We start from the raw sequence: 26735 nt of genomic DNA on the forward strand, positions 1-26735 counted from the left end.
TGATTTAAAAGCATGTAATCAGAATGTTAGAAACACAAAGTCATGAAAAAAAGTCTATTTTTGAAAAAGCCATGAGTCTGCTGACTCGGGAAAGTCGCTGTTTCCTGCCTTTGAGACGACCTAAACAACAGGGATTTTCTTCAAAAATGGTTTTTTCACATACGTTTTGTTCAGATAAGCTATCTGGATGGGCGTGTGAGACAGATAACAAATCCTAAAACTCATGACTCGACTATTCCCCATAGCGTTGAGCTGTTGCTTTATTTTGAGCTGCAACCTGGCTTTTTCCCAACCTTTTTCGGCCACTTCCGGAATGAGTGACTCCTATATTGATGTGGAGTGGGACTTATCTCAGGTTTGTTTTGAAGATGCTTCTAATAATGATGAAGCTTATGAAGATGGTGTATTCCTTGAGCTGACAGCAAACGGTGTTGTCATCTATACAGAGATCATAGATGAGGCTATGCCTGGTCCGGTAGACAATGTTTACCGCCACTTTGTTGGTCCGGGGCGATCCATTAATTATGAGCTTGTCCTCTATGAAATCGGGCCCGGTGACGAAATTACGGCGATGGGGTGTTCAAGTTTGACTGCAACTGGCGGCACCCTGGCTTTTCAGCCCCCGGTTGGGGTAACTGCTACAGATGCCACTCGTGCCGATGCGGTAGAGCTCACCTGGACGAATAAGTCTGAGTTGAGTTCCTCTTTCCAGGTGATACGAAAAGTTGGGGCAGAAGAGACTGTTGCGGCGATTATTCCTGGAACTTCTATTATTGATTCTGTTTTTACATTTGAGGACAACTTTTTGCTTGGCAATCAAAATAGCCTGGAGAATGGCATAGAGTATGAATATTGCATCCGGACCTTCAGTGAGCTCGTAGATTCTACTTTTTCTGAGACTGATTTTTCTGTTTGTGACCAGGGCAGTACGTACGATATTAACTTCCAGGCATCTGATTTTGCTTTTTCAGATCGGGTGGAAATGACTTGGGATGATGTATCAGCCTTTGCTGATAAGTTAGTTATCCGAAGAGACGGAGAGGTTATTGAGGTGATTGAGGTCCCGTCAGTGACGCAATACGTAGACTCAATCCCAACGTACGGGCTGAATAGTTTGTACACTATAAGTTTACTGGTCGATGAAGAGGGAGATGTTATTCAGGTGCAAGACCAGGATATGGGAGGCGTAGACCCTATTGGCAATATATCAGGTTTTGTCCGTGGTGAAGAGGGCGTTGGCCTTTCAGGAGTTAAAATATTTTATGAAGTTGAAGTTCTGGATTCGGTAATTCAGGATTCCACGATAACAGATTACACGGGGGCCTATACATTCAGTCCTGTATTCTTTGGGCGAACAGGGAACTTTACCATTACGCCCTCTCGCCCTGGTGAAGGGGCTTTCCTTCCCGCCAGCCAGGAGGTAACACTTGATGTAGAGAGCCCGGTTGCATTAGATATTAATTTTTCCTTCCGGGGAACACTCAGCACCGGCCCCGATTCGATAGCAGTGAATTCATTTACTTCCAGCCCGGGTGATGATGTGCTCAATTTCTCCTGGAGCTATTTTTCTGATGCGGATACTACGCACTTTCAATTGTACAGGTATGGGACCCTCATTGGGATAGAAGACGATGCGGATGGATTGCCAGGTAGCATTACGGACCGCACTGGCAAACCCGGGCATTTTTACGTTTATGAGCTTCGGGCCTATTCTATTCGTAATGATTCGTTTACCATAGCATCTGTAAAGGATACGATTCAGTTTCCAGAGGTGACAGCGCCTGAAAACCTTATAGTCCAGGATGATTTTAGCGCGGAAACAGAGGGGATACTGACATTAAGCTGGACCCACACTTCGAATAATTACGACGGATTTCAGGTTTATCGTAATGATAGCCTTATTGCCATGCTAGACCAGGGCGTAACTTTTTTCTCAGATTACACGGGTATTCCCGGCGCAGTTTACGATTATAATATCTCGGCCTTTAGAAAATTCAATGGACCGGTATTGGGAGAAGAAACGTTTGAATCCGCTTATTTGGGCTCTGATGGCAATCTGTATCCTCCGTTTTTTGAGCCGGATAATGTAAACGCTGCGCCGCAGGTCAATGAGAACGCGGTTTTGGTCAGCTGGGATGTACCGGTGGCTGCTTCTACGATTGACAATTACTCTGGCTTTAAGGTTTATCGGGATGGCGTAGAAATAGGCACCATTTTAAAAGGGGATGATTACGAATTTTTGGACTTGCAGGGTCTTCCGGGAGCAGGTGTGGAATATGCGGTACGAACTTTCGTGCTACAGCCCGACACCCTTTCTCTGAGCAGCGGAACTCCGGCCGCTAATAATCCGGTGAACTTTCCTGTTATTGAAGCTCCGGTCATTAATTCTGTAGTGCCTGCGCTGGGTAAGGCTACGGTCAATCTTGGGGCAGGCTATTCCACTGCCAACAGCAATTTTGATGGGTTTGTTTTCTATGCAGATGGCGTCCCTTTTGATACCGTCGATGTAGATAAGAACAGCGCAACCTATTACCCGAACACAACCGGAGGAAGTGCCATTTCAATAAACTTCGAGGCTCGGGCATTTCGAAACATAAATGGCAGGATATTCACATCCGATGCCGATGCTCAGACAGCTTCGGTACCGCTTGGGAACAACCCCCTTGAAGCACCTGGGAATATCAATGCTTCGGAGCATTTCCCTATGCATGTGGCGCTGACCTGGACCTATCCCATCTTCAAGCTATCCCGGTTTGTGGTTTATCGGGATGGCGTAGCTTTGGATACCCTACCCACTACCGCCCGTGCGTATTATGACTATGATGTGTTGGTTTCGGTCCGCCATGAATATGCGGTACAAGCTATATACGAAGGCGCTGCCTCCATCTCCGTTTATGATCAGGGCTCAAGGTTAGGCAGAGGTTATGTCATTGCCCACATTGACTCCGATGCCAATGGAAGGCAGATGGACAGTTTAAGGTTTAATATTCTGGGGAGCTCAGGCCCACTGGGCGCTGTATTTACGAACGAGTCTGGTACAGCTGTTTTCGATTGCCTGCCAGTTGACAGCGAAGTAGTATCATTTATCTTGGATACTGAAGGACGGACGCTTGAAGTGCCTGCTGCGACACTGAGTCCGGCAGGAGGCGTTTCTGGAAATGATATAGAAGTCCTTGAATTTGAAGAAACTTTCGAACCCTCAAATGCCCCTCCATTACCCAGAGTGGACTCTGTTGCGGCAGTGGTGAAGGTCTCTGCGCAGGCGCTTAAGACCTGGAGGCAGGTCGTCATTAGCTGGTCTGTTTCAGAGGGTCGTTATGACGGGTTTGAAGTCTACCGTGGTCTTGCAAAAATTGCAGACGTCCAAAGACGGGAGCCCAATTACGTTATAGATAGTACAGGAGTTGGAGGCATAGAATACCTTTATACCGTTCGTCCGTACTATATTGATAACGGAGATATTATCCGTGGAGAAGAAGTTGGGGCGTTTATCGCCTTTCCCGCGCTTCAACCTGTAGAAAACCTAACTGCTACCGTTGGGTATTTTGGTGATGCCAATACTTTAAACCTCAACTGGAGCCATCCTAAAGGTGACGTATCCTATTACCAGCTAACCAGAAATGATGAAGTAATTGGCATCATACAGGCAGGAGAACAGCTGACCTTTGAAGATAAGACCGGTAAGCCTGGTCAGACATACAATTATACGGTTCGTGCAATACTGATTGAAGATAACGGCTTAGTTGTTTCCGATCCCAAATCTGTAACTGTTGGCTATCCGGTTGTTGGAGATCCTGCGCTTAGCTTGCTGGCTGTGCAAGATAGTAATGCAGTCAGGGTGGAATGGACTTATATGGGAGAAGAGGTGGATGGTTTCCGGGTGCTTCGGGATAATAACCTGATCGCGACACTCGACCCGGATGAGCGTATATATTGGGATAAGGAAGGGAGCCCGGAGTCCGTCCATGAATATACGGTGATCAGCTTGTTGAACCGCGATGGCATGGAATTCCAATCGGAGGGAGCAATGGATACCATTACCTACCCCAAGCTCAAGCCAGTCGTTAATTTGATGGCCATGTCAGTAGACTCTCTTGGTAATGCTATGCTTTCCTTTGAGTATTATGCAGGTGGTGTGGACCGGTTTGAAATGATGTATGATATCTCTTACACTGACGCGAATAATGTAATGCAGGATTCGTCAGTTATGCTGACGCTGTTTCCGGATCAGTTGGAAGATAATATACTGGAGTTTGAGGACGAATTGGCAATCCCTCAGGCCAGTATTGATTACATGGTCAAAGCAGTATCCGTAAGAGATGGTGTTACCTATTTTTCTGACTCGGAAACGGCTACCATTGCCTCTTATCCACGCCCACCTATGCCTATGAACCTGGTCGCCACCGATGGTACCTATGAAAACCGGGTTGAATTGAGCTGGGATAGCCCTTTAGAAGCCAATATCGACTTTTTTGAAGTAAGGAGGGGTAATACTGTAATTGGTACGGTAGAAGGAGGGCTTCGTAAGTTTACAGATGTATTCAACGGAATTGGCAACGATCCTAGTGGAACTTACACTTACACTGTAGTAGCTTACCGGAGTGATTATGGCGTTAATTTTCCTTCTGTGTCAGCTACTGATTCGGGTTACCCTGGGTTGCTCAGAAAAGGGTACAATGTCTTATCTGATGCTAACGTAACCTCCTCTTTTGGGTGGGATGTCGCAGCAGATCAGAATAACGTCATTGTTGGCTCGCCTCTTACAGGTCGTGGCTTTGCCTCTTTCTTTACCAAAAATTCAACTACCAATGAATGGGATCTTAAGCTTTCTTACTCGCATGGCAATGATGCTACCTGGACACTTGATGACTATGGGTATAGTGTTGATGTAGTAGGAGGAGAAGTTGCTGTAGGAGCACCCAGAACTCAGAAAAACGGTGATATAAATTGGGGCTGGATAGATTACATCCCATCTGGATTTACAGGTACTTTAAGTGGCTTAATCGGGTGGACAATTAGCACAGATGATAGTCGATTTGGAGAGGATGTAGCTGTTACCGGTAATCGATATTATACCACCAGGGAGGCTACAGGAAACAATGAAATTCTTTCTTTTGCGCAACCTTCGACCTTCAATGGATTAGTTACACAGCCTGCCAACACAGGATCCCAGGATTATGTATCTATGGATGCCAGTGATTCCTACGTTGTGGCTGGTGCGACAACTACCACAACTTCTGAGGCTGGCTTCGTAGATATTTTCAGACGAGATGGAAACGTCTTGGTCCATGCTAACAGAACGGAAGGAGAAGAAAATGGTGATGAATTTGGAACGTCTATTTACCTCGAGGGCAATTTCATGGCGGTAGGCGCAACAGGTAGTCAGGGGGGGAAGGTATATATTTACCAGATCAAAGATAATGGCACTACAGCTGATGAAATTCAACAGATTACGCCACCAGGGCTGGACAATGCTTCTGACACTGATAAATTTGGTAGCGATGTTTCCTTATCTGGCAAATATCTGTTAGTGGGGGCGAGAAATCATCAAAGCATCGAAAGTGGAGTTTCTGATCGGACAGGTCTTGCCTTCCTCTATGAAAAATCAGGTAACACGTTTGATTATGTCGATGTATTAAGCCTTCCTGATGGTACGGGAGACGCAGGTGATGATTACGGCTTTAGTGTGGCAGCCTCCACCGGTGGCTTCTTTGTAGGTGCACCATATTGGGGCAGCGATGGAGGAGCCTTTTATTACTCCCCGGACTTGCTTGAACTTTGGAATCAGAAACTAATATCCGTTACCGCCAGCGATGGCCAATTCTCCAACCGCACCCGTGTGGCATGGGAATTTACCGGCAACCGTGATTACATCAACGGCTTTAATATTTACAGGGATGATGAGCTCATTCACAATGCAGCCTTCAATGAATCCGTATACATGGACACGGATGGTGTGCCGGGCAGAGAATACACTTACAAGGTCAAGGTACTAACCACCGAAGACCGGGAGTCTATACCTAAATCAGATAAAGGCTTCCGTAAAGCGATTGGCGTGTTTGAAGGCGATGTGTTTACCGCAATTGGAAGTGCACCGGTTCCGGGAGTTACCATAACTGCCGAGGGGATTATTAATGGCGAAAAATATGAATATTCCGGCCTTACGGATGTCAATGGTCATTTCTATATCGACGGTGTATTCTTCGCTGACGAGACGGTCAACTACACCCTGACCGCTTCCTATTTGGATCATGTCTTCCTGGTGAATCCGATTCCGGTGGTGATCTCACCGGATAACCCCGTGAAGTCCAATATCATATTCATTGATAATACCGCTTTTATTGCACAAGGAACAGTTGCTTACGAAGGAGTGAGTTGCGGGCTAGACAGCATCACGGTGAGATCAGTACACAGGTTTTCTAACGGGTCAGAGTCCGTGGATGAGGTTATGACAGATGAAGAAGGCAAGTATTCCCTGGTGCTTCAACCAGGTCAGGCCGGGTTGGAAGAGATTCGGATAGAAATTGATTCCTTCCAGATCAGGTCAGATGTAATGGGCAATAATGCTGACACTATCCTGCATCTGTTTAAAACAGATAGCGCAACCGTCTTTACAGACTTTTCTAATTTCAGGCAAAACTATCAAATTGACTTTGTTGATACCCTTACTTATGAAGCGGAGTTCTTTGTAACGACGGTTTGTGGTTTGCCTGCCTCGAGTAATGGCAGCTTTAATATTGAAATCAGCCGAAGAGATGGTTGTTACCAGCAAATTGTAGCTACCAATAATATTTCAGGTAAGGTAACAGCGAATTTGCCGCCTTTGGATGACCTCGTGGTGACAGTCAGGTCGGGAGTGCCGGCAACGGTAGAAAATCTGTTGATCACGGACTATCTCCGTTATCGCCCAACTGAAATAGATTTGGAGCGTACCCATATCGATAATTTCAAAAACGACTACAGCCAGGAAGTATTGGATTCCCTGCTATTCACAAAGCTGGTGTATCATAAGCCTGCAACAATCGATGTGTCGAACGAAATCGGAGAGTTGTTCTGTGGGGATGCCTCTGAGCCTCGGATATTAAGGCAAAACAGCAATTACAATCTGACATTCAGTGTTGAAGAAACCATTAACGGGCTTACCTGCAGTGTAGACGAAGGGTTCTTAGTGGTAACCAATGCTGCTGCCAAATCCAACACCCGTGATACATTGAACTACCTGCCGGAATTGAATGGTTTTGAAAAACACCTTTTCACTGCCGGTGCCCCCAACCTTGTTGCGCCTTTCCGGAAGGGGGTTAATATCAAGTATTTCTCTGCAGTTGGCGACCTTTTATCAGAAGTCAATATCCCATTTGTTATTACCGGTTCTGCGCCATTGCCGGGCAGTGATGTTATTGTGGACATAAGAGATCAGGAAGGCCAGATTAAACTTCCTATTTATGTGCTTCGTGACCCATACGGAGATGGTAGTTTCAGCTCTATTGAAGAAGGGACTACCATTACAAAATCACTTACGGAGCTGTTCTCTTTCCGGGGAGGTGCTGGTGTGGTAACTGACTTGAAGTTTGCAGTGGGTACGGTAGGCTTATTTTTAGAAATTGATGCCCTGGCTGGAGGAAGTACCGCTGATGAGGATACTTATGAACTCTCCATTACGACAACCCAGGAAATCTCCACTTCGGCTACAAGTGACTTCGTAGGACCGGATGCTGATGTCCTGGTGGGGATTGGAGCTTCAACTCAATATGGCTTGATTGAAGAAGTGCGATATCTCGAGGATAGCTGCAAATTTGTCAAAGTCCAAACTATTGATATTACGCTGAATGAGATAAAGACGGATTGGTTTTATACAGTTGGGCAGATCAAGCAATTGAGAAATGAGAAGCTCGACCAGGTGGATCAGGTGAGAGATGGAACACTGGAGCTTCAGGTGAATGGAGAAGTGCTGGATACAACTGAAGCTATCGGACGGCTCAGCGCGCTTGCCAATAACTGGCAGGCGATGCTTGATTATCATGCCCGCGAATCTGTTCCTTATTACCAGCTTTGTGCCGAGCAGCTCAATGCCGATTCCCTGTGGGATGAATCAATTGAGTTTGACAATTTCCAGACTTTCGTACAGGGCTTAGACGTAGGTGTATTTGGAGAAGAGCCAGATGATTTCACGCCCGATGCTGACCCGGATGAGGATTTTATTACCAGGATACAAAACGCCAGAGATGCAAGGGCTGGCTTCTGTGGAGAAATTGGCTCTTACAATGCTCAGGACAGCTTTATTCTCAACCAACCCCTGGATGAGGTTATTTTTACAACTGATCTGGCTGAGCGGTATGAAGAGGCATCAAGAGCTGTTGACCTGTGGGTAGACTCCCTTTATCTTTCCATTGATGATGTAGAGGAGCGAATTTCTGATATTACCACGCTCGAGGGGATATTCCCGGAAGTAGAAAATACTACATTCTCTGCGGGTGTAGATGTTACTAAAACCCGGACTGTCAATCGTACGACCAGCAGCAAGTGGTCAACCCGGGGATTTGTAGATTTCTCTCTGATCCTGGGAGGCTACCTGAAGGCACGTGCCTCGGGGGGATTTGGTCTTATTACGGATATAGCCGTTGCTGAAAATAAGCTGGGAGGACAAATCGAACTTAACTTCGAGTGGGGCAAAGACCGCTATAACTCTAAAGAGGTGGAGTCTACTATCAGCTACACCCTTTCTGATGACGATCCTGGCGACCAGTTCAGCGTTACGGCAATCAAAGGGCGGGACCCGGGGCATACGCCTTACTTCCAATTGCTCGGCGGTCGGTCCAGTTGCCCACCTGAGGAAGGCACCATTCTAAGGGATATCTTCGATATTTCACTTTATGATCCCGAAACAGAGTCTACTTTCGATTCTCAAGAGCTGCTCAACCTGAACCCGGACGAACCGGCTGAGTTCTTCGTTCAGCTCACTAACCTTAACCCTTTTGGAGAACAAAGAGACCTTTTCGTTTATCATGAAGGAGAAAGTAATGAAAACGGCGCAACCTTGCGACTGAATGGCGGATTGCTGGGAGGAGGTAATCAAAGTGGGCAAACGTTAACCTTTATTAATCCTAATCAGCCTATCATCCTCCCGCTTACCCTTACCCGGTCAGTCAATAATTATCAGTTTGATAGTATCTACGTCGTTTTGAGACCTAGTTGTACGGATGGCGATCTGTTTTTGCTGGGTCAACGGGATACGGTTACGATTAGTGCCAATTTCGACTACCCCTGCAGCGATATCAGCATTGCTTCACCAGGGAATGACTGGTTGATATCGAGACGAAACCCATTTTTAGATGATAGCTTTGAGAGTTTATCCATTGAAATTCGGGATTACGAAGCGGACAATCCGGCTTTGGAAGAAATCTACCTGGAGTACCGCCGTATTGGCGATGGTTCAGGGTGGGAACGCATCCCTACCTCTCAGTTAGATCCAAACTACGTCGTAAAAAGTGATTCCCTGGTTGCTTATAACGAAGAAAACTTTGGGCCCGGGCAGATACCTAAGTTCTTTTTTGTCTGGGATATCACAGAGCTGTATGAGGAATACCCTGATGGTATCTACGAAGTACGGGCGATTTCCTTCTGCGGTACATCCGGAGAAGTGCAGTCCAATATCATCCGCGGGCAAATCCGCCGGCAAACCGGCGATGTATTTGCCCTGACGGAACCGGCAGACGGTATCTGGCAGGCTGGTGATGAGATTAGCATCAAGGTTAATAAAGAACTGGATTGTGCGCAGCTGGGTAACTTTACCTTTGAAGTCACAGAGCGAGCCTCTGGCAATACCGTGCCCGGAGAGGTATTCTGCTTTGCGAATGAAAATAAACTGGTCTTCCAACCCGATAATACCACGCTGCTGGACTACGACGGTCAAATTCTTGATGCCATAGTCTATGATCTGGAAGATGAGGTTGGTAATCGATACCTCGATACCTTCAGATGGGAGTTCAGAGTCGTTGCCAGGGATATCTTTGTTCAGGATACCCTCCTGGAGACGACCATCTATCAGGATAGTGAGGGAGAGCTCAATACCGTCATTTTCTATAATGATGACATTGGTTTCATCAATTATGTAACGGACGGTAATGCAGATTACCCGTGGTTGACGGTTGATCCGACCACTGGTTCTGTGCCTGCTGCAACGGGCAGAGCGGTTACCTTTACTATAGATGGCTCACAGCTTCCGGTAGGGGATACCACAGCGGTTATTCGCTTTGTATCCACCTCTGGGCTGATGAACCAGGGTGTAGATTCTGTCAGGATTAAAGTCAACGTCTTGGCTAAGCCTCCCTATTGGGTGGTCGATCCTTCTCAATACGCTACGAGTACCCCCGTCATCACGAATTTTGAATTCACAAATGCACCGGGTGTTACCTCGAGAGATACGATGGATATTATCAGTGCCTGGATCGGCAATGAGATCCGGGGCGTAGCCAGAATCAGCAGCACACAGGTAGGGCAGTATGCCGCCTTCATGCTGGTTTACGGTGATCCGGAGGATATTGGCACACCATTAGAGTTCAGGGTTTGGGATGCCAATGAAGGCCGGGAATACAATGGCTATCCGGTCGACAGTTTGTTCTTTGATGATGCTCAGTCCATCGGCTCGTTTGGAGATCCGGAAATCCTCATGGTAGACCGTAACCGTGACCTAGCCCGTTACATTCCGGTGAACGGAGAGGAAGACGGTGGTGGTGGCATTACCTGGCTTTCCTTTAACAGCCAGGAAGAGGATATGGCTGTTGATGAACAGTTGCGGGAATTGAAGTTCCTCCAGAATGGTGATATCATCAAAACAGAAAATAAGTCAGCAGGCTACGTAGAAGGTATAGGTTGGTTAAGCACCAATGGCCTGGATAGCATAGAAGCTGAAGAAGGTTACATTTTATTCCTGGGCGGCGTGGATGATACAATACGGGTAACCGGTATGGATGCTGAGTTCAGGCCCATAATTTTAGAACAGGGCTGGAATTTAGTCGGAGCTCCTGTCCAGGATACGATAGCTATCAACGACGCCTTTAATGTTTCAAACATATCAAACGGAGACTTCCTGACTACCGTAGCACAGGATCCGACACTACCAGGCTTATCCGCGAACATGGTTGCCCAATACGATCAGGGGCTTTCCCAATGGCTATTTGGCCTGGGCAGCGGCATGGAAGTGATCCGGCCAAACTTTGCTTATCAAATTCGGGTGGCAGCAGCCAACGCCGTCATGCTATATGATGGCGCTACTTCTCCACTCACTGCCGCTCCGGTATCCGATGGGAGCGGAGAGCGTATCGCTGCTTTCGTGCCATCCGATCCATCAACCTGGTCTGTAGATCCTTCTGAGTATCCTTCCAGCATGGTCGTGACCGGCGTAGCCTTATTTGATGAGGTACAAAGCCTGGATCAGGGTGACAAAATCGCTGCCTATGTAAATGGAGAGTGCCGAGGCGCAGCCCACATTAGCCACATTCCTGCTCTGGGTGATTATATGGCACCCATGTTTATCTATGGAACCAATGCGGGAGATGTGGTGGAGATACTGATGTACGATGCAAGCGAGGGCCAGGTTTACCTGGCTAAGGAAACCCTGGTGTACGAACCTAATGGTATTGTGGGCAGCTTTACAGCCCCATATGCCTTTGAGAACCAAACCATGAGCGCGATCTATGAGCGTGTGAATACCTACTGTGAAGCAGATACCAGCGGTTCACTTAGCGTCACCATGGTAAGTGGCCTCACTGCTCCTTACACCTACGAATGGAGTAATGGTGCTTCTGGCGCTTCCCTGGCTGGTCTTAGCTCTGGCGACTATTCCGTTACCATTACCGGGCAGGAAGGTATTTCCTTTGTAGATACATTAGTATTGGAAAACCTGGAAATAGCAATCCCCGCTCCAACGGTAGAGCTATCCACATACAACCCCGCTTGTAGCGGCACTGATGTTGTCCTGCATGCTATGCCCCCAAATCAGGAGGCTACCGTGATCTGGCAAAATAGTGAGGGTGAAATCCTGGAAGAGGGCAATACCCTGTTGCTTGAGCACTTACAATCGCAATTCACCGCTTACGCTTCAACAGTCTACCGGGGATGCCAGTCAGAACCGCTGGAAACTACTATTGACATTTATGAGCCAGACGCGGGCTTTACCATCGCGCCACCGGAAGAGCTGACTACTGCCACCGCAGTACAATTCCTGCCGGGCGACAATACCGGTAGTTTTGCCTGGTCCTTCGGAGACGGTGCAGTAAGCAATCTCGTTGCGCCACTCCATCAGTACGAATTGCCAGGGCATTATCAGGCTTCATTGGCACGGACCGATCTTGCAGGATGCACAGGATATGGATTGTACGATATCTGGGTGGGAGCAGCAACACAAACGCTGGAACTGCCTGAGGGGAAAATTCAACTCCAGGCAACGCCCAATCCCTTTAGCCATTACCTCGATGTAATGCTGGATCTTCCCTACGGCGGATCTTTCGAATTGGAGTTGCTATCTATTTCCGGTCAGCGAATCGAAAGGATACAATCGGTTTGGGAAGCTGGGAAGCGCAGCATTCGTCTGACACCAGATATTTCAGACGGTACTTATTTATTGCAATTGAGAACAGACCGGGGGCATCGTTTAGCCTTGCCAATAATCAAGCAAAGCCCCCGGCCATAGTGTTCATTATAAAAATGAGAAAAAACTAGCTCCATGGCACCTAGAGTATATTTTATATTTTTGATCCTTATGGCTTGGTGTAGTAGTGCTGCACTGGCTCAAGACACTGCCGACCGCTTCGACGAATCCACCTGGTCCGTAGCCCCGGCCAACTACCCCAATAGCATGGTCATTACGGCAGTGATCGATATAGAAGGGGAGGAGTCCGTTGACCCCAATGACCGGGTTGCGGCTTTCGTAGGCAATTCCAATGGTATCCGTGGTGTATCGAGCCCGGCCTACGTAGCAGCGCTTGATCGCTATATTGTCAGCTTGTTTGTTTACTCCGTAAGCGGTGCCCAGGACGATATCACCTTCCAGGTATACGATGCCAGTACAGATGTGGTCTTGCCCTGCACCACTACAGAACTTTTTAGTACGAATAAAACCGTGGGCAGCTTTGCTCAGCCGGACACGATCTTCACGGTGCGCATTCAGGCCAATTTCACTAAAGACGATGTGCTCTGTGCTGCCGACACTTTCGGCTTTGCACAAGCTAACGTGACCGGTGGTTTGCCACCCTATGACTACCTCTGGAGCACCGGAGCCACCGCGGACCGGATCGATAACATCGGTCAGGGGCGTTATTACCTGACCATCACAGACGATAATGGGTTTGCGAAGGTCGATAGCGTAGACATCCTGAATCTCAACCGGGCAATTTTGTCACCGGTACTGGCAGCAGCGCCAGAAGACACCCTCTGTGCGGGCCAGGATGTATATCTATTCAGTTTCAGTGCAGAAACTGAGATGCCTGCTTACGAATGGTTTGACAATTTCGGCAACTTTATTCAGGAAGGCAACGCACTATACTTACCCGAAATTGCTTTTTCAAGGGAGCTGGAGGTTTTTACCAATGTCCGCAATTGCCTGTCTGCCCCTACTGCAATCGACGTGGAAGTACTGCCCGTGCCAAGTGCAGCGTTCACGCTAAATAATAATGCCCCTTCCATACAGGATACCGTAATATTCACCCCGGCAGTCAACGACGGGCAATATGCGTACGCCTGGAATTTTGGAGATGGCGCTACGAGTACAGCGCCCATGCCCAGCCACGCCTACACCATTGCTGGTAATTATGTAGTGTCGCTGGAAATGGCCACACCAGATGGTTGTATCAGCCGGACGGAACAATACCTCAGTGTTGGCGCTACGGGCATAGACGTGTTGTTTGCGCAGCAAGCCCCTGCCTGTGACGATGACCCCTCAGGAAGCATCACGGCGCAAGCCATCAACGGAGCGCCGCCATACACCTACGCCTGGGAAAATGGGGAAGCCACTGCAACTGTAGCCGGCTTGTTGCCAGGCAGCTACGGCCTGACCGTAACCGATGCACAGGGCAATGAGCGGGAAGCGGTATTTGACCTTTTGGCCAGCGGCACCCTGCAAGCCCCTACCGTAATCGCCAATGGCAACGGACAGGCGTGCGCAGGTGATGACGTAACGGTTGCGGCTTTTTCTGACCGCCCAGGCGCGGAAATACGCTGGTACGGAGACGCTTCCGGTGCGCAGTTGCTCTACACAGGCAGCCAGCTCACGCTTTTTGGCCTGAGCAGCAGCCAGCAGCTTTGGGCAGAGGCCCGGATTGGTGGTTGTGCCTCTGCACTGACACCGGTCAATATAGAAGTGCCTGCCATCGAATCCGGTTTTAGTATCAGCACATCAGCCCTGCCTTTGGGCGAGCCCACGACTTTCCAGGCAGCCGCTCAGCAGGCAGGCTACACCTACACCTGGTCTTTTGGCGATGGGGGCAGTGCTTCCGGGCCCGGCCCGCATGATCATACCTACCTGCTGTCGGGCACTTTTGAAGCAACCCTTCAGGTAGAAAGCCCGGAAGGCTGCGTGGCAAACACTTCTCAATTTGTCAATGTCTGGGGCGGAGCGATGCAGCTACTGCCTGTTGTCACCAACGCCACTTGTGCCGGTGACGATAGCGGGTCTATCCAATTACAGATTCAGGGCGGGCAAAGCCCCTATACGTATGCCTGGAGCAACGGCAGCGCACAGCCAGCCCTCAACGGGCTGTCCCCCGGCATCTATAGCGCTACCATCACGGATGCCAACGGGCTGGGAGCCAGCATACAAGTCATAGTTGGAGCAGAAATCGATGGCCCTGCACCACCTTCGGTAATCGTAAATGGTGGCAATGCCATTTGTGCCGGTGGCGATGCCTGGGCTACAGCTTATTCAGATGATGAAGGGGTGACTTATTATTGGTACCCCACTTTTTTGGGCAACAACCCGGTTTTTGTGGGCAATACCTTCCTGCTCTTCGGCATAGAGGAAAGCGATACCTACTACGTGGAAGCCCGCAGAGGCGGCTGTGTGTCAGACCGTACCCCGGTAAATATTCAGGTAAATAATCCGGATGCACGCTTTACTTCAACCCTGGAGGTCGCTTACCCAGGGACCCCAATTCAGTTTTCTGCATTGAATACGAACCTGGGCACCATATTGTCCTGGGATTGGGGCGATAACACGCCCAACGGGCAGTTCCCGGATATGCAGCACACTTACTCAGAGCCGGGTATTTACGAGGTAATGCTTACTTCAGTTGCGGTACAATCAGGTTGTGCCGCCAAAGAAACCCTAAGGATCCAAATTATACAGGCACCAGATGGCGGCTCAGGCGGCGGTGGGGAGGCCACCCTTTTAGCCTTACCATTATCGGAGCCCGCCCGTTGCCAGGGCAGCCCATCAGGAACCCTTTCCGCCCATGCTATAGGCGGTACGCCTCCGTATAGCTACGAGTGGAGCAATGGCAGTACAGAAGCTTATCAAAACGGTGTGAGTAGCGGGGCCTATTTCCTGACCGTTACCGATAGTGAAGGCAACAGCACCGTAGGCAGTGCCACAGTGGGCGCATTGGATGAGTTAGACCCGCCTCTGGCTGTGGTGAATGGTGGGCAACCAGCTTGCCCGGGCACACCAATATGGGCCGCTGCCGCCAATCAAAGCGAAGGGCTGTCTTATTTTTGGTATGCAGATTCCCTGGGGCAGGAAGTGCTTTATGCTGGCGCTTCTATCCAGGCACAAGGCAGTGACCTGTTGGATACCCTCTACCTTCAGGCACGGGATGAGGGGTGTATTTCTGACCTGACTCCGGTGACCATTCAGTACGAATCAGTAGCAGCGAACTTCAATATTAGTGCACCTACCGCATCAGTTGACCAGGAAATTACATTCGCTGCCCAGGCCACTGTGCCGGGCGCTTCTTACGCATGGTCATTTGGGGATGGTTCAGCTGCCGATGGTGCCTTGGCTACCCACAGCTATACACAGGAAGGATTGTATGAAGTAAAACTTGAAGTACAGGCCGAATCCGGTTGCACCGCTGCTGAACGCCGTTTTGTCAATGTTTATGAAGCGCCGAACGGGCTGCTGTCTGCTGCGTTTGCTTTGGAATACCCGTTTTGCCCGGAAGATGAAACCGGGGCGATCAACACCCTGGTCTTTGGCGGCCAGCCTCCTTACACTTTTGAATGGCAAGATGGTGCGGATGGCAATGTCCGTACTGGATTGCCCACCGGCACCTACGAAGTTACGGTGACAGATGTGAATGGGGCCACAGCTGTTGCCACAACCACACTCCCTGCATTAATTGATGAACTACCGGCACCCGAGGTTGGGCAGGCACAGGCAGGCCCGGTATGCGCTGAGGGGACCGCCTGGCTTGCAGCTACTGCAGAGGTGCCCGGTGCGGCCTATCATTGGTACGATGCGCCGGTTGGCGGCACGACGGTCTTTACCGGCAGTTATCTGGAACTCAATGCACTCACCGAAGCACAGGCCTATTTTGTGGAAACACGATACCAGGGCTGTACTTCCGCTACCCGTACGCCTGTTTTTGTGGAAGTGGAAGCAGCAGACGCGGCATTTTCCACCTCACCAGTGGTAACGGCGGCCGGCGAACCCATAACTTTCGTTGCTCAGAGCGGCCCGGGCGATCAAACCTACGCCTGGTCATTTGGCGATGGCAATGGAGCTATCGGGTTTAGTGCCATGCATGCCTACAACGGCCCCGGATTCTTCACCGTAATGCTGGAAGCCACTACAGAGAACGGCTGTCAGGCAACGGAGGCGCAAACCGTGCAGGTGCTGCCTGGTGGCGGGCTGCAGCTTGCCATAGACGCAGAGGGGCCTACCTGCCCGGATGCAACCGATGGCACTTTAGCCTTGTCGGTAGAAGGCGGTGCATGGCCATATAGCATAGAATGGGCAGATGGCCCTACTACGGAAGACCGGGATGGGCTGTCTATGGGCACCTATGAAGTGACCGTTACGGACGGATTAGGCAATACAGCCTCTGCCGAAGTTGAATTGAATAGCCCTGCCGGGGCTTTGGTTACCCCTGAAGTGACCATTGCCGGAGGGGCATGCCCTGGCACTGTAATTAACCTGATCGCAGGCAATAACCCTTCGCAGGCTGATTACCTTTGGTACGATGCCCCAACTGGTGGCAACCTCATCTACGCAGGCGCTACTTTCCCATTTGGCCCTATCACTGATACAGATACCGTATACGTAGCAGCAAAGTTGGGCAACTGCAACAGCAGCCGGGTGATGGTGGAAGTCCCTGCCAGTGGCCCTGATGCTGGCTTTACCTTTAGTCCGGCTGATATCCTAACCGGTGACGAGGTGGCTTTCACACCAGATGAAATCAACCCGGATTATATCTATGAGTGGGCCTTTGGGGATGGTTCCACTTCCGGTGGCCAAACTCCTGCTCACACCTACACCACAGAAAATACTTTCCTCGCAACTTTGACGGTAACTGACGGATCCGGTTGTGCCGTATCCAATACACAGGCTGTCCCCGTTGGCTTTGGCCAGGCGCTTGGACTGCTTTTGGAAGCGGTAAATACGCAATGCAGCGGTGGGACAGATGGTGCGGTAGCGGCCCAGGTCTTCAACGGCTCCGGCCCTTATACTTTTGAGTGGAGCAATGGTGCCACTGGCCCAGCCCTGCAGGGCGTGAGCGAGGGCACTTACAGCGTAACAGTTACCGATGTGGAAGGCATTACAGCGGTAGCACAGGCAACAGTAGGAAGCAATGTGCCTCCACTCCCTGCACCACAGGCGGCCTCAAACAATGATGTTATTTGTGGCGATGGCTTCCTGTTGCTCTATGCTTACGACAATACAGGTGCTGCGAACACTTTCTTCTGGTACAACAGCGCTTCCGGAAACGATTTGTTGGGCAGTGGGCCGACCTACAGCCAACAGGGGCTGGCAGGCGCTGCACAGACTTTCTTTGTGGAAGCCGCGGCCGGCACTTGCCGCAGCGGTACGCGCACACCGATCACCATAGCATCTGAATCTCCCAATGAAGGCTTCACGGCTTCTGCAAATACTGTCACGGCCGGCAATACAGTCAGCTTTTCTCCTATCAATGGAGATGCAGCATACGATTACTTATGGTCCTTTGGTGATGGGACGGTTTCCACTCAAATGAGCCCGGTGCATACCTATAATGCTCCAGGACAATACACGGTGAGCCTTCAGGCAGAAAGCCCATCGGGCTGTAGTCAGACCGTGCAAGAGCCTGCTTTTGTAGAAGTCATTGCTCAGGGTGCTTTGTCTGTAAGCCTGGAAATGGGACAGCCTGCTTGTGCGGGTGAAGCCACCGGCGTAGTGGAAGCCACGCTGCTGAATGGCACACCACCGTTTACCTATGCCTGGAGTACGGGCAGTAATGCCGAGGTTCTTGAACAAGTGCCGGCGGGCCAATATGCCGTGACCATCACGGATAGCGAAGGCAATAGCGCTCAGAAATCCTTTAGCCTCAATGCACTTTTCCCGACACCCAATATTCCTGCTATCAACCTGTCTGCGAGCCTGCCCCTTTGTGGCGGTTCAAATGTATTGGCAACGGCCTTTTCCGGACAGGTGGTGGACCAGTATTTCTGGTACAATGAGTCCGGTGCCCTGCTGGGGGCGGGCAACAGTTATCTGGCTGTGGCAGAAGGCGACTCCCTAAAACTACAGGTGCAGGCTCAGCGTGGAAGCTGCTTCTCAGCCCTGGCATCCGCTGCCTTCGAGGTGGAAACAATAGACGCTTCCTTTGAAGTGGCAGGGAATGCTCAGGTTGGCGAGAGCTTATCCTTCCAGGCCAATAACGCCGGTTATGCCAATTACAACTGGGACTTTGGTGATGGAAATACAGCTGTGGGCCAGAGTGTTCAGCATACCTATTCTATCCCCGGGGCCTTCGAAGCTTCCCTGGAAGTGGTGAGCCAGTCGGGCTGTAGTTCGGTAACGGCTCAGAGCCTGGACGTAGAAGCAGAAGAACAGCTATTGTTGCTCTTTAATACGAAAGACGTGCTTTGCGCAGGCAGCACTGCCGGTTCAGCAACTGTGACGGTACAGGGCGGTATGCCCCCGTACAACTTCACGTGGGGCAACGGGCAGACTGGCGCAACACTTACGGGCCTGGAAGCAGGTATGTACACCGTAACCGTCACCGACGCTATGGGGCTTGCTACTGAAGGCACCGTCGAGGTGGATAACCTGGAAGCCGATATCCCGCAGCCTGTGATCACCGCTAATGGCGGGGCAGCCGTTTGTAAAAATGAGCCTGCCTTTTTCGCCGCCACCGTCCCTGGCTACCCGGATGCCACCATCAGCTGGTACGAAAGCCTGTCCCAGTCCGACCCCGCTGCTCAGGGTGATGTATTCGTGAGCCAAGGCTATGCCACAAATGCGGTATTGTATACGGAAGCAGTTGTCGAAGGGTGCCAGTCTGATAGGCTGCAATATGCAGTAGAAATACAGGCCCCGGAAGCTGCGTTCACCGTCACGCCTGAAGGTACCCTTGAAGAAGGAGGCCTGGTGCAATTCCTGCCTGCGGCTCCTGCCAACGGGCATAGCTATTACTGGCAGTTTGGAGACGGCGGATGGAGCACCGCTATGGAGCCTTTCTATTTTTACAATCTGCCGGGCATGTTTGATGTTTCCCTGGAAGTCACAGACCCGGATGGATGTACCAATAACGAAATGATGCCGGATTTAGTGGAAGTATTGCCCTATCAGGGCTTTGGCCCGGGCCTGGACGAACGCTCCAGCCAAATGCAGGGGAGCAGCGAAGTGCGGGGCACCGTATTCCCGGTCCCGTTCCGTTCCACCCTTACTGCAGTGCTGACGGCGCAGCATAAAGGGCAGTATGCCATAAGCCTCGCAGATGCCCTCGGCCGGACGTTAACAACTGAGCAGCTGGAAATCGGGCCAGAGCCCCGGAGCTGGCAGCTTAATAACCTTGATGCCCTGCCCTCAGGCATGTACTACCTGCGTATACAGGGGCACGGCCAGCAAACCATTACTAAAATCGTAAAGCAATAAATCATGCCCAGAAACTTCAAAACTTTCGCGATCATGACCTGCTGCCTGGCAGGCCTAATCTTCGCTGGCTGTAAAAAAGAAAACAATGGCAACGGCGACGGACAGCCGCCTATCCTGTTGGTGAACGGCACTGATGTGTACGAGGATACCCTTAAGGTCAGTGCCGGGCAGTTGATGGAATTGTCCTATAGCATTGAGGATGACCAAAACGACCACACGCTCAGTATGTCCAAACTCAACGGCGCAGTGGTCAGGTCCGGTGACTTTATACTCAATAATGCCCGTATCGAAGAGTCCCCAAAGACGGGCACCTTAACTTTGCAGGCCCTGGAGGAGGGTACTCATTCTTTCGTTTTGTCGGCAGAAGACCCATTTGGAGCTTCCGGAACCGCCCTGGTGGAAATTCTGGCTATCGGCAATTACAAGCCGGTAGCTGCCCTGGTTGCGGGACAGGTGGACGAGGTAGCACCTTACCACATGCGTTTTGACGCCAAGCAAAGCTTTGATCAGGATGGCAACTGGGGCGGTGAGATCATGGCATACGAGTTTACCCTGGAAGGCATCTACACCGTTGAGACGGAACGATCTGAGCTGGACTACATCTACCCCGGTCCGGGCACTTACGCTGTACAGGTTAGAGTGAAAGACAATGATGGCGCTTGGTCAGAGCCGGTGCGGCGGCAGTTTGTGGTAGAGTAAGGTGTTGTTTTGATCCTGCTTGAGCTTACCTCTTTTTCAGTGTTTTGGACAGCCAAAGGTAAATGTTGCGCTGATAAGGATTGACCAGTGAGGAGGAGAAAAACAGTAACTTCCGCTCTGATTTTGTTATCCTTCCCGTAGGGCACCACACTATTCAGTTGGTGAAAAGGATTGGTCGGCCCGGTCCTCCACATCCAGCCACAGGGGCCAGCTGGTATCGCCAAAATGATGGTAAATGTGAAGGAGAAAAGGGCGTATACAGTCTGGTGAGCCCCTGAACCTGAAAGACAAATCTCCATTATACTGAATGCGGGGGTGGTAATAATCTGCAATGAAGTTGTATTCTATAGGAAGGGTAGAGTGGTTTTCCAGGCCGTACTTCCAAACGGTGGCGATAAGCGTTCCTTGGTCTCGGGTTTTCCACTTTGGGTCATGGAATATTTCAAGGGTCCATGCATGCCACTGTTCCAGAAAAGGAATGGATGCCCGGCCGAACAGAAATACCCCACCGTTCCAGTGCTGCCAGTTTTTCTGATTAATGTGCACCCCAAATTTTTGATGAATCAGCTGCCGCAATGCATCAGAGCTGGGCCAACTGATCTTCCTCCCTTCGCTGTCTTGCCAGGATAATGTGAGCCCATCCCAGCGAAATGCAGACTGGGCTTCTATGGCCCGGATGACAATAGCTTCATCGAATATAAACTGCCCTTGCTCATCGTACCATTTTCTTTCCTTTTTGTCATAACGGTAGCCATGTTTCTGGACAAAGGCGTCAAATTCAAACGGTGCTCCAAATACCGCCTTGTGGAGACTTTCAAATGATTTTTTCCGAATGCCCGGATACAGGATTTCCAACGGGAAAGTGAGCACGGAATTGCTCCAAAATAGCGCCTTGAAGGCGGTTTTTGCCAGGAGTAACCGAAGCCTGCCCTTACAGGAGCCAAAGTCTTTAAACTTTCCTGCATGTGCCGGTTGGGCAGCATTGAATGCTTTTTTGATGGCCTGGATGCGCTCGTAATGTGCGCCGACTTCGGCCTTTTGTGCTTCCTCCAGCGGCTGGTAACGGTGCCGGAGTACTTCCAGTTCTTTTTGTTTCCAGATCAACTCCTCTGAGCCAGGCTGATACACCGCACTGGGACTAAATTCCATCATCCGGCAGTGGTCACTGCAAAATCGGATGGGAGGAATAAACTGGTTGAAGATCTCATCTACACCCGGCCGTACGGCCAACACATCTGAATCGAGGTAGCAGTAAGTTTCGTCGTTATTGAAATCCAGGTGCCGGTGCAAGCTCGTTTTGAGGTAAATTGCAGCTTCGTGAGCGGATAACTGAGGCGGCGTTGCGATGTCTATGATCTCATTATGCTGTATGGGAATGGCATTGCGGGAGGCATCCGTCACCACCACAGCCGGCTTTCGGGAAAACTGCTTCAATAAGCCCAAAGCAAAGTGCAAAGCCTGGATATGTTGCGCGGCGCCACAAACGACAAAAACATACTTCATTGCTCTGGCTGGTTGGTAATGGCTGATTTATAAGTTTGTTCAATAAAGCCCGGAAGCTGCACTGATGGGTACTCCTTTAAAAAATATTCAAGGATAAAATAAAGGAATTCAGGTTGACTAAGAGAACTTAAAATGACTTCTTCATATTCCGGATTTTGCTTAAGAAAGTCCATCAGTGCTTCATAGCGAGGTTTAAAATCTAGTTGAGTGTCTATAGTTTTTCCTGCCTTAATGGAATGATATCGATGGTAAGTTGCCTTCAGGTTTTCCAGGCTTTGTACTTTCGGCAGTTGGGGCCAAATGGACAGAAAGGTGAGGTAATCTTTGAAATCAAAGGATGGAATATGATGAAAATCAGCCAATTCCCCAGAAGAGGCTGAAGGAGAAAAAGAGACTTCCAATTGTTGAAGCCTGGTCCCCTCCAGGAATAATGAATTTTCATTTTCCAGAGCAGGCCATTGGCGATTGGCTAAAAAGTACAGGTGGCTTAGTTCCGGCAGCGGGGTTCTAATGGAGATTTCCCCGGATGGGAGCAAATAATGACCGGCTTTAATTTGACTTTCCACCTCTGCTGTAAAACCATCTGCATCTACAAGTATCAGGGGTGTCTTGATGAGCCCTTTGAATCCTGCCGGGAGTGAAATCTTCACTACCTTGTTTGGGAAGTAACCCGGGTGATAATCACAACAGGATAAGCGGGCACCCGGCCCTAAAATAAACTGCCCGGATTCCTCAGGTATGGAGTCTAAAAACCAGCTATTGATGTGATTATCCTCCGGACGGAGGAATTTTTCCTGGTGGGTAACGGGGCTGGGCAAGTTTTGCAGGTCTACCGTTTGTGTACCATTGGTTACCCACCTTGCTGCTCCGCCTGCAATGGCCTCTACGGATAAAACTTGCTGTGCATCGCTCAAATAATACAATCCGAGGTCTGGATCATACATTTGCCATTTTCCACCAATGTTTACCTCAGGCACCACATGTCCTCCCAGGTGCCATATGCGGGACGGTAAGCCCATTTCCTGCCAGATAGTAGCCAGGGCACTGGCTATATCGTCGCAGAACCCATATCCGGCCGAATTCAGTAGATACTCTGGTGCATGGAGCCAGCGGGCGCTGGTGAGGTGGGCATTTCGAGTGGTCTTGGCGACGAGCCTCCAGGCTGCTCTGGCCTGTGCTTCCTGCCCGATATTTTGAGCTTTGATTCGCTGAGCTACCCGGGTGCGTTGGAGATACCATCCCTGGTTGATGTCGATAAAGAATTGGCTTTCCTCTGGTCCGGTGTTGGTCAGGTGAACGACCGTTTGCTCCGGGTGGTCCAGCCTGTACGTTTCCTGCCGTTGTTCCTGGGGTGGCTTACTGGTGCAGGAGGATATGAAAAGTACCAGCGCAGTTATGCCTGTAAAAATAAAAAACCAGGTAAGCCTCGTAGCTGCCTGCCTATTTTTGCGTCCAATATGATCCAGCATTTTTACTCCACAGTTTTAATTGGTTGCACAAACCCGATAGAGCATTGGCATTTTGTCGTTTGACCTTCGTATTTAAGTGTGTCCGGAATTGTACATAGTGATGGATGAGGCGGTCTAATTCCTGTACGGGCAACCGGCGCAGGGATAACTCCTCTGGCCACCAAACCGTGTTGAAATGTACATACCAGCCTTCCTGATTGCAGCGCGCTACAATTGCTGGGATTTCCCATGCATTGAGTATGCAGGGGCTGACTGCGAGTGTGAGGCGGCTGCCTTTCTGCCTTGCGAGGCGGCTGAAATACTGGAGATTGGTCATAACCTGGCCAAACTTGGCGTTCTTCCGAATGTTTTCAAAGGTATCTTCCTCAAAGGAATCGATGGACAGGATCAGGCTTACTTTTAGCCCTTCTAGTGCCGCTATTACTTTTTGATTCAGCACAGTACCGTTACTGGTAATATGTACCCTGATGCCTGGATTGAGCTTTCGGATGGCTGCCCATATTTCGAAGTACAACGGAATAAGAAAGGGTTCTCCCCCCAGGAATTTAGCTTCCCAAAGGTGAGGTAAAAAGGGTTGAAGTTCTTCGACAAAATCAGCATTGTAGAGTTCCGGGAATGCAGGCAATTGATCCCGGTTGCGCCGAATGCTTGAACTGAACTCCCCAAAGCAAAATGCACATTCGAGGTTGCAGGTATTGCTGAGTTCGAATTCCATCAGGCGGGGCATATCCGGAGGGGAGGCAGCCCTGATACGGCCGTACTTCAATTGACGAGCCTCAGCTTTTAATTGCTGAAAAAAGGCCCGGGGAAAAGGAGCTGCAAAGAGAGCGGTTCCCAGTCGCAGGGGTGCCTGCGGGAACGGGAGATTTGCATATCGGTCGTAGTTGCGAGCCAGTACATTGCTGAAATTGGCAGCCTTGAATTGCTCCTGGCAGCTCGAACAGCCGGCAGGAAGAGCTTTTCCCATCATAGCCTGCCGCATTTTCTGGGCTTCTTCCCCACACCAGGCCCCGAGCAGGTTGTCGGCGGGATAGCGTGCCAAAACGAACTTTCGGTTATAACAGCAGGCCAGGATATCGCCATTTCTGGAGAAGTATAGGCTGCTGAAGGGCGCAAAGCACAGCCGCTTTTGCAACGCTGGCGGTCGTTGCCCGTTGTATGCCGCCCTAACCTCACTGGATAGAAAGGCTGGTACGTTTTTAGCCTTATTTGACTTCAGGTCATCCATCGCTGCCACCATTTTTCGAGTACTACTAGTTTCCAAAGCCGCCAGTGATCCTTGTCCCGTAGTAATCGTTCAAGGCCTGCCGGGCTAATCACATCCGATTTAATCAATTGGCCATCCCTCAGACAATTCGCATAAAATGCAATATCCATATAATAAGAGTCTGGCCCTACAAATCCCTGTTTAGGCCGCTTCAAAATTTCTGCCGGCAGGGTGTTTTTGATGTTCTCGTAAAGCAAAAACTTGGTCTGGCTGGCCCGGTAATATACTTTCGGATGTAGGGAAAATAGGTATTCAGCCAATTCGTGGTCCAGGAAAGGGACGCGCACTTCTAAACCATGCGCCATACTCGCCCGGTCGATCTTGGTCAGCACAAGTTCACCCATAAAGGTTTGAATATCTAGCTTTTGAACCGTCTTTAATAATTGAGGGTACTGCCGGGTATGCTTTTTATAAAACCAGTCGGGAAAAGCCGGCAGCTGATCGTGCAGCCGGGGATGGATCGTATCCTTTAATACCTCCAGGTCAAAACGGCCCATTGCCATGGCAGTGGCATAGTAGCTGGTAATACTAGTTCCGGAAATTTGTTCCGGGAGGTAATACTTAAGGCGGCTCAGGGTGCTGAGGCCTGCAATGGGCTTTTGCCAGGTATAACCTGCGAATAACTCATCCGCACCCTCTCCGGAAAGTACGGCCTTTCGGTGCTGACTGGCCATTTGGCTCACCATAAATGTGGGGATGGTAGAAATGTCCCCGAGGGGCTCATCGTAGAAATAAGCGAGCTGGTCCAGCAAAGCGAGTTGTTCCCGGCCGGCTAATCGGGTGTGAAGAGGCAGGTTGAGATGGTCGGCAACCCGACGGGCGTATTGATCCTCACTTTTTTCCCAGCCTTCAAAACCAATCGAAAAGGTGTCTAGCGCTTTCCCTTGCTTATGGGCGTAGGCGACCAGCGCACTGCTGTCATATCCACCGCTCAAAAAGCTGCCTACCGGTACATCGCTTTGCAGGTGTTGCCCTACAGACTCGGATAGAAGTTCATGTACCTGATGGACGGCTTCCCGGGGAGTGGGCCTGAGCCTGGGATCTGGCAATTGCCAGTAGCATTGGGGGGATAAATCAGGAGACCCCGAGGCAAAGGAAATATCGAGGTAATGGGCTGGCGGCAATTTCTTCAACCCCTTCCAGATGGTCTTCGGACTGGGGACATACCGGTAGACCAAAAAGTCAGCCACCGCCTCCATAGATGGGGCAGGGCGTTTGGCCAGCCCTTTGAGGATGGCTTTTAGCTCGGAGGCAAAATAAAATTGATTATTCAGGAAACCATAGTAAAGTGGTTTGATGCCAAAACGGTCCCGGGCTATTAGAAGCCGCTTTCGGTGTTCGTCCCAGATACCGAATGCAAACATCCCTTTTAGCCGGCCGAGCATACCTGTGCCCCATTCCTCATAAGCGTGAAGCAGCACCTCGGAGTCCGTTTTTGAGCTGAAATGATGCCCTGCTGTTTCCAGTTCAGCTCTGAGGGGGATATAGTTGTAAATCTCTCCATTAAAAGTCAGCCATACCGATCCGGTTTCATTGGTCATAGGCTGCTTGCCCTTGTCGGAAAGGTCCAGGAAGGAGAGCCTCCGGTGGCCTAACGCAACGAGACGATTCTCAGAAAACCAGGAGCCAAAACCATCAGGCCCTCTGTGCTGAAGGGTATCCCGCATGGCATTGAATTGCCGTTGCTGAATAGGAGCCTGAAGGGAAACCTGACCAATTATTCCGCACATAG

7 protein-coding genes and 1 pseudogene are annotated in these 26735 nt (G+C 50.1%); 3 read left to right on the top strand and 5 right to left on the bottom strand.

Annotation, left to right across the window (positions count from 1 at the left end):
• Positions 1–223 precede the first annotated feature (223 nt).
• Genes ACO08I_RS01460 through ACO08I_RS01470 form a run of 3 tightly spaced genes read left to right on the top strand, consistent with a single transcriptional unit; the run spans position 224 to position 20764 of the window.
• Positions 224–12688: a PKD domain-containing protein gene (locus tag ACO08I_RS01460; protein ID WP_282777478.1), complete on the top strand. Its 12465-nt coding sequence runs from the start codon at positions 224–226 to the stop codon at positions 12686–12688.
• Between the two features lie 33 nt (positions 12689–12721).
• Positions 12722–20065 (top strand): PKD domain-containing protein, encoded by a 7344-nt coding sequence (locus tag ACO08I_RS01465; RefSeq protein ID WP_421948259.1) that lies wholly within the window; start codon positions 12722–12724, stop codon positions 20063–20065.
• A gap of 3 nt (positions 20066–20068) precedes the next feature.
• Positions 20069–20764 (top strand): PKD domain-containing protein, encoded by a 696-nt coding sequence (locus ACO08I_RS01470; RefSeq protein WP_282776802.1) that lies wholly within the window; start codon positions 20069–20071, stop codon positions 20762–20764.
• A gap of 150 nt (positions 20765–20914) precedes the next feature.
• Here ACO08I_RS01470 and ACO08I_RS01475 read toward each other — a convergent pair whose 3' ends face one another.
• The 5 genes and pseudogenes from ACO08I_RS01475 to asnB all read right to left on the bottom strand — a co-directional run bounded on the left by ACO08I_RS01475 (position 20915) and on the right by asnB (position 26733).
• A complete protein-coding gene (locus tag ACO08I_RS01475; protein WP_421948260.1) occupies positions 20915–22267 on the bottom strand; it encodes a hypothetical protein in 1353 nt (450 codons plus the stop codon).
• Positions 22264–23211, bottom strand: coding sequence for a hypothetical protein (locus tag ACO08I_RS01480; RefSeq protein ID WP_421949750.1), 948 nt, complete (start codon positions 23209–23211; stop codon positions 22264–22266). The genes ACO08I_RS01475 and ACO08I_RS01480 overlap by 4 nt, the downstream gene beginning before the upstream one ends.
• A pseudogene (locus ACO08I_RS01485) lies at positions 23212–23736 on the bottom strand (transglutaminase domain-containing protein); the annotation flags it as partial.
• Positions 23708–24964, bottom strand: coding sequence for a radical SAM protein (locus ACO08I_RS01490; RefSeq protein WP_282776808.1), 1257 nt, complete (start codon positions 24962–24964; stop codon positions 23708–23710). The gene ACO08I_RS01490 and the pseudogene ACO08I_RS01485, both read right to left, overlap by 29 nt.
• Positions 24952–26733, bottom strand: a complete 1782-nt coding sequence (asnB, locus tag ACO08I_RS01495; protein ID WP_282776810.1) for an asparagine synthase (glutamine-hydrolyzing) — start codon at positions 26731–26733, stop codon at positions 24952–24954. The genes ACO08I_RS01490 and asnB overlap by 13 nt, the downstream gene beginning before the upstream one ends.
• Positions 26734–26735 lie beyond the last annotated feature (2 nt).

Origin of the sequence: Phaeodactylibacter xiamenensis, assembly GCF_965229835.1 — a bacterium.
Lineage (GTDB): Bacteria > Bacteroidota > Bacteroidia > Chitinophagales > Saprospiraceae > Phaeodactylibacter > Phaeodactylibacter xiamenensis.